At 70.2% G+C, this 7813-nt stretch carries 7 protein-coding genes; 1 reads left to right on the top strand and 6 read right to left on the bottom strand.

The features are described 5' to 3' along the window. Positions 1 to 89: 89 nt before the first annotated feature. The 6 genes from clpA to I5731_RS04435 all read right to left on the bottom strand — a co-directional run bounded on the left by clpA (position 90) and on the right by I5731_RS04435 (position 6110). Positions 90 to 2516: an ATP-dependent Clp protease ATP-binding subunit ClpA gene (clpA, locus tag I5731_RS04460; RefSeq protein WP_197310142.1), complete on the bottom strand. Its 2427-nt coding sequence runs from the start codon at positions 2514 to 2516 to the stop codon at positions 90 to 92. Positions 2517 to 2525: 9 nt separating this feature from the next. Beyond that, the gene (gene clpS / locus I5731_RS04455; protein ID WP_197310141.1) at positions 2526 to 2855 is read right to left on the bottom strand and encodes an ATP-dependent Clp protease adapter ClpS; all 330 of its coding nucleotides are present in this window, start codon (positions 2853 to 2855) and stop codon (positions 2526 to 2528) included. A 448-nt stretch (positions 2856 to 3303) separates the two neighbouring features. Continuing rightward, positions 3304 to 3867, bottom strand: a complete 564-nt coding sequence (locus tag I5731_RS04450) for a hypothetical protein (protein WP_197310140.1) — start codon at positions 3865 to 3867, stop codon at positions 3304 to 3306. 239 nt (positions 3868 to 4106) lie between these two features. Further along, the gene (locus I5731_RS04445) at positions 4107 to 4685 is read right to left on the bottom strand and encodes a LysE family transporter (RefSeq protein ID WP_197310139.1); all 579 of its coding nucleotides are present in this window, start codon (positions 4683 to 4685) and stop codon (positions 4107 to 4109) included. Between the two features lie 86 nt (positions 4686 to 4771). Further along, positions 4772 to 5548, bottom strand: a complete 777-nt coding sequence (locus I5731_RS04440) for an anti-sigma factor family protein (RefSeq protein ID WP_235981513.1) — start codon at positions 5546 to 5548, stop codon at positions 4772 to 4774. A 58-nt stretch (positions 5549 to 5606) separates the two neighbouring features. After that, positions 5607 to 6110: an RNA polymerase sigma factor gene (locus I5731_RS04435; RefSeq protein ID WP_197310137.1), complete on the bottom strand. Its 504-nt coding sequence runs from the start codon at positions 6108 to 6110 to the stop codon at positions 5607 to 5609. A gap of 228 nt (positions 6111 to 6338) precedes the next feature. On the opposite strand from I5731_RS04435, the gene I5731_RS04430 reads away from it, so the two are divergent. After that, positions 6339 to 7799 carry a S8 family serine peptidase gene (locus I5731_RS04430; protein ID WP_197310136.1) on the top strand — a complete coding sequence of 487 codons (1461 nt, stop codon included), beginning with the start codon at positions 6339 to 6341 and terminating at the stop codon, positions 7797 to 7799. Positions 7800 to 7813 lie beyond the last annotated feature (14 nt).

Below are 7813 nucleotides of genomic sequence, written 5' to 3'. Positions count from 1 at the left end.
TCCCCCAAAGCTCCAGAAGCCCTCACCCCCCAAACGAAAAAAGCCCGAGCCTCCCGGCCCGGGCCTTTCCCGTTCGCGTTGCCGCGACCTCAGTCCATCTTCAGCGGCACCTTCGGCACCAGGCTGCGTCGCTTCGGTTCGCCGGGTCCGTCGCCGCCCTTCGGCTTGCGCGGGGCGCGGGTCTTCTTCGGCTTCACGTCGTCGTCGACCACCTCGGGCTTGATCCGCGACGGATCGGCGATCACGTCGAGTTTCAGACCCGTGCTGCCGTCGGCCCGCGTCTCGACGCTGACCTTGACCGTGCCGCCCTTCTTGAGCGCCCCGAACAGCACCGCATCGGCGAGCGGTTTCTTGATGTGCTCCTGGATCGTCCGGCCGAGCGGCCGGGCGCCCATGCGCTGGTCATAGCCCTTCTCGGCGAGCCAGGTGGTCGCCTCCTCGGTGAGCTCGAAGGTGACGCCGCGGTCGGCGAGCTGGGCCTCGAGCTGCATCACGAACTTCGTCACAACCGAGCGCACGACTTCCGCCGGCAGCGCGCCGAACGGGATGATCGCGTCGAGACGGTTGCGGAACTCCGGCGTGAACAGCCGGTTGATCGCCTCCTCGTCGTCGCCTTCGCGGCGGACGCGGTTGAAGCCGATCGGCGCCTTGGCCATGTCCTGCGCGCCCGCATTCGTCGTCATGATCAGGATGACGTTGCGGAAATCGACCTGCTTGCCGTTGTGGTCGGTCAGCTTGCCGTGGTCCATCACCTGCAGGAGGATGTTGAACAGGTCCGGATGCGCCTTCTCGATCTCGTCGAGCAGCAGCACGCAGTGCGGATGCTGGTCGACGCCGTCGGTGAGCAGGCCGCCCTGATCGAAGCCGACATAGCCGGGCGGTGCGCCGATCAGCCGGCTGACCGTGTGCCGCTCCATGTACTCCGACATGTCGAAGCGGATCAGCTGCACGCCGAGCAGCGAGGCGAGCTGGCGCGCGACCTCGGTCTTGCCGACGCCGGTCGGGCCGGAGAACAGGTAGTTGCCGATCGGCTTCTCCGGCTCGCGCAGGCCCGCCCGGGCGAGCTTGATCGCCGAGGACAGCGCACTGATCGCCGCGTTCTGGCCGTAGACCACGCGCTGCAGGTTGGTCTCGATGTTCTCGAGCACCTCGGCATCGTCCTTCGACACCGACTTCGGCGGGATCCGCGCCATGGTGGCGATGGTGTTCTCGATCTCCTTCACGCCGATCGTCTTGCGACGCCGGTTCTCGGGCAACAGCATCTGCGAGGCGCCGCTCTCGTCGATCACGTCGATCGCCTTGTCGGGCAGCTTGCGATCGTTGATGTAGCGCGCCGACAGCTCCACCGCCGCCTTGATTGCGTCGTTGGTGTACTTCACGCGGTGATAGTCCTCGAAATAGGGCTTGAGGCCCTTGAGGATCTCGATCGCGTCCGGAACCGTCGGCTCGTTGACGTCGATCTTCTGGAACCGGCGCACCAGCGCCCGGTCCTTCTCGAAGAACTGCCGGTATTCCTTGTAGGTGGTCGAGCCGATGCAGCGGATCGTGCCCGACGCTAGCGCCGGCTTCAGCAGGTTGGAGGCGTCCATCGCGCCGCCCGAGGTGGCGCCCGCGCCGATCACCGTGTGGATCTCGTCGATGAACATCACCGCGCCGGGATAGTTCTCGATCTCCTTGACGACCTGCTTCAGCCGCTCCTCGAAATCGCCGCGGTAGCGCGTGCCGGCGAGCAGCGCGCCCATGTCGAGCGAGAAGATCGTCGAGCCGAGCAGCACTTCCGGCACGTCGCCGTCGACGATGCGCTTGGCGAGGCCTTCGGCGATCGCCGTCTTGCCGACGCCGGGGTCGCCGACATAGAGCGGATTGTTCTTCGAACGGCGGCAGAGCACCTGGATCGTCCGGTTGATCTCGGTCTCGCGGCCGATCAGCGGATCGATCTTGCCCTTCTCGGCCTTCTCGTTGAGGTTGACGCAATACGCCTCGAGGGCGTCGGTCTTCTTCTTCGCGTTCTCGTTTCCGTCCACGGTGGCCGCCTCTTCGTCGACGCCGCGGGCGGGCCGCGAGTCGGACATTCCGGCTCGCTTGGCGATCCCGTGGGAGATGTAGTTGACCGCGTCGTAGCGGGTCATGTCCTGCTCCTGCAGGAAATAGGCCGCATGGCTCTCGCGTTCGGCGAAGATCGCGACCAGCACGTTTGCGCCCGTCACCTCGTCGCGGCCCGACGACTGCACGTGGATCACCGCCCGCTGGATCACGCGCTGGAAGCCGGCCGTCGGTTTCGATTCCTCACCGATCTCGGTGACGAGGTTGTCGAGCTCGGTATCGATGTACTCGAGCAGGTTGCGGCGCAGGATGTCGAGATCGACGTTGCAGGCCCGCATCACGGCCGCCGCGTCCTGATCGTCGATCAGCGCCAGCAGCAGGTGTTCGAGGGTTGCATATTCCTGCCGGCGCTCGTTGGCGTGAGCGAGCGCCTGGTGCAGGGCCTTTTCGAGGCTACGGGAAAATGAAGGCACGGGCGGACCTCACTTCTTTTCCATGACACATTGCAGAGGGTGCTGATGCCGGCGCGCGAAGTCCATGACCTGCGTCACCTTGGTCTCGGCCACCTCGTAGGTAAAGACACCGCACTCTCCGACACCGTGGTTGTGGACGTGCAGCATGATCCGGGTGGCTTCCTCCCGGCCCTTGTTGAAGAAGCGCTCGACGACATGGATGACGAACTCCATTGGGGTGTAGTCGTCGTTGAGCAGCAGGACGCGGTACATGCTCGGTCGTTTCGTCTTCGACCGAGTCTTGGTCACGACGTCGCTGTTGTTCTCGTCGTCGCCGTCGCGACGGATATCTTTGCTCATCTACGCGCCCGTCGATCCCCAGCCTGATCTGCCGCCCCGTCCTTTCCCTCCGTCGCCCGTCGGCCTGAAACGGGTTGAAGACGCAAAGAACTCGGGGGCGAGCGCGGCGCCGCCGTGATCGGCTCCCGCCGGCGCACCCAGCGGATATAGGCATCGGTTTCGCCGAAAACAGCCCGCCGCGACAGGCTTTGAGTCGAACACGTCGGAGCCGATTTGTGAAGCGCCTTGTTGAGCACGGGCGCACGGCTTTGGTGGAGGAAATGGGCATGGCTGCGCGGGTTGTCCGGCGGCGGCTCGGCCGATGACTCGCCCCGCCCTCCCCCGCACGCCGGCCGGGCCGCGAACGACAACAAGCCGCCGCACCGGATCAACGGCGCGGCGGCTCGGGGCGTCGGTCGACGAGAAATCTGCCGGCGCCTTGATGGCGGCGCCGGCGGTCAGTCGCGGCTCAGAGCCGGCGGCACTGGTCTTCCTTGTTGCCCTGCACCGTGTTGTTGCCGCCCGTCGGCGCCGGCGAGTTCGACTTGCACTGCAGGTTGCCATCGATGCGGTTGTCGACGATGCGCACGCCGCCGCGGTTCGAGAACGCCTGCACGTCGCCGTTGACGCGGTTGTCGATCACCCGCTGCGCGCCGGTGCGGTTCTGCTCGAGCTGGATGTTGCCGTCGATCACGCTGGCCGACACCGAGGTGGCGCCGCCCTGCTTGGTCTGCACGTCGCCGCCGATGCGGGCGCCGCGCTGGATCGTCACGGCCTTGTGACCCTCGGCCTGGACGTTGCCGATCACGACGACGCGGGTCGCGACCAGCGTGGCGCCGCGCTCCACCTTGATGTTGCCCTTCACGCGGGTGCCGTCCATGCGGCAGGTCGCGCCCGCCGGCACCTTGACGTCGTCCACCGTGCCGCCACCGAGCGTGCCGCGGCAGATCCGCTCGTCCGCCATCGCGGGCGCCGCGCCCATCACCGTCATCATCGCCGCTGCTGCAACCGCTGCCGAAAGAAGCGTCTTCATTGTCGTGTCTCCGCGAAAAGAGCCGCATCGAGCCGTCAGATCTCGTTCCGGAACCGCGTCATGCGGCACCGGCGACCAGGTCGATCGCGGACATTGCTTGTTGCCCCCCTGGCGGAGCGGCCATCTGGCCGCCATCGGCAGGGTCATGAGGAAAGACGCGGCAGGATCCGCCCTATTCCCGGAGGCCTAACTTTTTTCGGCTTTTTTTTTGCGGCCGGCCGCTCGCGGCGAAGGACGGCCTATCCGAGCAGCGGCGCAGCCACGATGCCGCCGCCGAGCACGGCGATCAACACGGCGCCGCAGCGCGGCACCAGCGCCGCCCGGCCGGCCGCCCGCGCCGCCCGGCCAGCCCCGGCCCCGATCACCAGCCAGCCGAGGCCAACGAGGTGCACGACGAGGGTGAAGGCGGCGAGGTAGGCCGCGACGCTCGGCGAACCGAACGGCACGATGCCGAGGCCGAAAACGATCGACTTCGGGTTTGCGAGCGTCGCGAGGAACACCTCGGCCGGCCCGACGACCGCTCTCGCCTCGCCCCCGGCGCCGAAGCTGCGCCAGAGGCGGAGCGCGAGGTGCAAGAGGTAGAGGCCGACGACAATCCGCAGCGCATCCGCGACCCACGGCAGCCGGGCCAGCAGCGGCCCGAGCACCAGCCCGACGATGAGGATGGCGATCAGATAGCCGGCCGCCTCCGCCGGCAGCAGCCGCAACGATCGCCGTACGCCGCCGGCGGCCCCGGCCGCCGCGAGCAGCGTATTGGTCGGGCCGGGTGTCGCCAGCAGCGTGATCACCGCGAGGAGGAAAAGCAGCGGATTGTCCATGACCGATCCCGAGGCAGCGCCGCGCCCGCAAGGCGGCGTGGTGCGCCCGGCTTAGCCGATCTGTCCGCCGGGCCGAATGATCGACATCAAGGCGCAGGGACCGCCGGTCCGGCGGCGAGTGCCGCGCGCTCCTCGTCCGGCGCCATCGGCGGCTCGGCCGAGATCGCCTCGAGATAGGCGTCGAGCGACGCCAGCGAGGAGGCCGGTGCAAAGCCCTCCTCGGCGATCGGCGTGTTGACCGCGAACGTGATCTGCCAGTCCTCGGCCGCGGCGCGGCAGGCGACGGCGACGACGGCGCTGCGCTCGTCGAGCTCGAACTCGCGGCAGAGCGCGCCGCCGGCATCGCGGAAGGAGGCGATCAGGCGCAGGCGGCCATCTCCGACCTGGCGCTCCTCGCCCGCGGGCACGCTCCCGAGCAGCCCGGCGAGCTCCGTCGGCAGCGGCGCGCCGATCGCGAGGGCCGCCATGGACGATCCCGGCCCCGGTGCCGCGCCGGGGCCCGACAACAGATAGCCCGCCGGCCCGGCGATGATCGCCGCAACCGCCGCGGCCGCAGCCATCGGCCAGAAGCCCCCGGCGGGCGCACGGCGGCGCGGCCGGACCGCCACGACCCCGGCGCCGGCCGCCTCCCGCGCCTCGGCGGCCGCGATCATGTCGGCGACGCGCGCCGCGAGGGCCGGCGGCACCGGCTCGTCGGCCAGCGGCGCATAGAGCGCCTTCACCGCGTCGCCGCTCTCCATCAGGGCTGCGACGTGCTCGGCCAGCGCCGCGTCGGTCTCGAGCGCGCGTTCGATCTCCGCCGCGGTCGCCGGATCGAGGCGGCCATCGGCAAAGGCGGTCAGCGTCTCGTCGTCGTAGCGCATCGTCGTCATCCTCGCGCCCGGTGCGTCCGGGCCGTTCGTCGCAATAGGTTCGCCGTCGTCACAGGTCCGCCGGATCGAGCCCCGTCGCCTCCGCCAGCTTGCGGCGGGCCCGGGCGAGCCGGCTCATCACGGTGCCGAGCGGCAGGCCGAGAACCTCGGCCGCGTCGCGGTAGCTCGTCTCCTCGACACAGACGAGCAGCACGATCTCGCGCTGCTCGTCGGGCAGCGCGTCGATCGCCAGCGCCACCCGCTGCAGCACCAACCGCCGTTCCGCCTCCGGCTCGGCGGCGAGCCCGGGCAGGTCGTCGCGGTCGCCGATCTCGATTTCCTCGCCGCGCACCTTCGAGCGGCGCAGGCGATCGTACCAAAGGTTGCGGAGGATCCTGAACATCCAGGCCTCGACGTTCATGTCCGCCGTCATCGGCTCCTCGGCCGCCAGCGCCCGGGCGCAGGCGTCCTGCACCAGGTCGTCCGCCGTTTCGCGCGACCTGCACAGCGCGATCGCAAAGCGCCGCAGCCGCGGCAGCAGGTCGACGAGCCGCGGGCCGATGTCGGATGCCATGCCGTTCTCTCCATGACGTCCGGCCGCGGCATCTATTCCACGACCTCTGCAATAATCCTGCGGCAATCCCGCGCCGCGCACGAAACGCGCGGCGCGGGATTGCCGCAAAAGAAATAGAGCGGAAAGGAATAGCTGGCCGCCCCGCGCGTCGATCCTATATCCGACCGGTCAGCGCCGTGCACGCGCCGACCATGCCGCGCCGATCAACCGCAATGAGGTAGCCGCGCCATGGCTTCGCCCCGCCTTCCCGCCGCCCTGCTCCGGGCCACGCTCGCCGCCAGCCTCGTCGCCGCGCCGGTCTCTCTCACCATCGAGGGCGAAGACCCGCGCCTCCGCCTCATCGCCGCCGAAGCGCTCGCCGACGATGACGACGATGATGATGATGACGACGATGATGACGGTGGCAGCCGGTCGAGCCGGGGCGGTGGCCGGACCGGGAGCGGCTCGTCGGCCCGGCCGGATGATCGCCCGATCGGCCTGCTGCGCTGGCTGCGGCGCGACGAGCCGCAGCGGCCGCGCCGGACCCAGCGCGCGGCGGCCGTCCCGCGCCCCGACCGCGTGCCGGGCGAGATCGTCGCCATCGGCCTTGCGCCCGCGGGGCTCTCGGCCCTCAGCGCCGACGGCTACGTCGTCGTCGCCGAGGACGACCTCCCCGAGCGCGGCACCATCGCCCGGCTCCGCCTACCCGCCGGCGTCGACCTCGAGGCCGCGCGGCAGCGCATCGTCGCCCTCGCCCCGGACGCCGAAGTCGATTTCAACCACTATTACCGGCCGGAGGCCGGCGACGCCTGCAGCGCGCAGATCTGCGGCGTCTGGGAGAGCATCGCCTGGCAGGTGCCGCCGCGCACCGGCGCCTGCCGCGTCGAGGTGACGATCGGCGTCGTCGACACCGGCATCAACACCGAGCACGACGTGCTGGCCAGCGGCCGGGTCGACCTCGCCACCCTGCGCGGCGACGCGGCGAGCGCGTCGGAGCGCAAGCACGGCACGGCCGTGGTGGCGATCCTGCTCGGCGCCGCGGATAGCCGCGTCCCCGGCCTGCTGCCCGACGCCCGCATCGTCGCCGCCGACCCGTTCGAGACCGGCCGGGGCGGCGACGAGCGGGCCGATGCCTACAGCGTCGTCCGCGCCATCGAGCACGTCATCCGGGGCGGCGCACAGGTCGTCAACCTCAGCCTCGCCGGCCCGCCCAACAGCCTGCTCGCCGACGTCGTGCGCCGCAGCGTCGACAGGCGCGTCACGCTGGTCGCCGCGGTCGGCAACGCCGGGCCGCGCGCCAAGCCGCTCTATCCCGCGGCCTATGAAGGGGTGATCGGGGTGACGGCGGTCGATCGCCGCGGGCGGATCTATCGCCGCGCGCTGCAGGGGCCGCAGGTCGACATCGCGGCGCCCGGCGTCGACATCCCGACCGCCGCCTCGATCAGCGGCGTCCGGCCGCGCTCGGGCACCTCGTTCGCCGCGCCGTTCGTCACCGCGGCGGCGGCCCGTCTCCTTGCGGCGGAGCCGGACCTCGCGCCGGCAGACGTGCTCGCCGAGCTCACCGCGGAAGCCCGCGATCTCGGAGCCCCGGGACGCGACGATGTCTTCGGCGCAGGCCTGGTGCAGGCATCTGAGGCGTGCGCCGCGGACGAAAGCCCCACCGCGGTCCCCGTCGCGCTCGACGAGCGGACGGACCCGCGCGTGCAGTGACGGCGCGGCCGCGG

It is taken from the genome of Methylobrevis albus (assembly GCF_015904235.1).
Classification (GTDB): Bacteria; Pseudomonadota; Alphaproteobacteria; order Rhizobiales; family Pleomorphomonadaceae; genus Methylobrevis_A; species Methylobrevis_A albus.
Note: the sequence above shows the minus strand (reverse complement) of the source record. Positions and strands in the feature narration are given on the sequence as shown.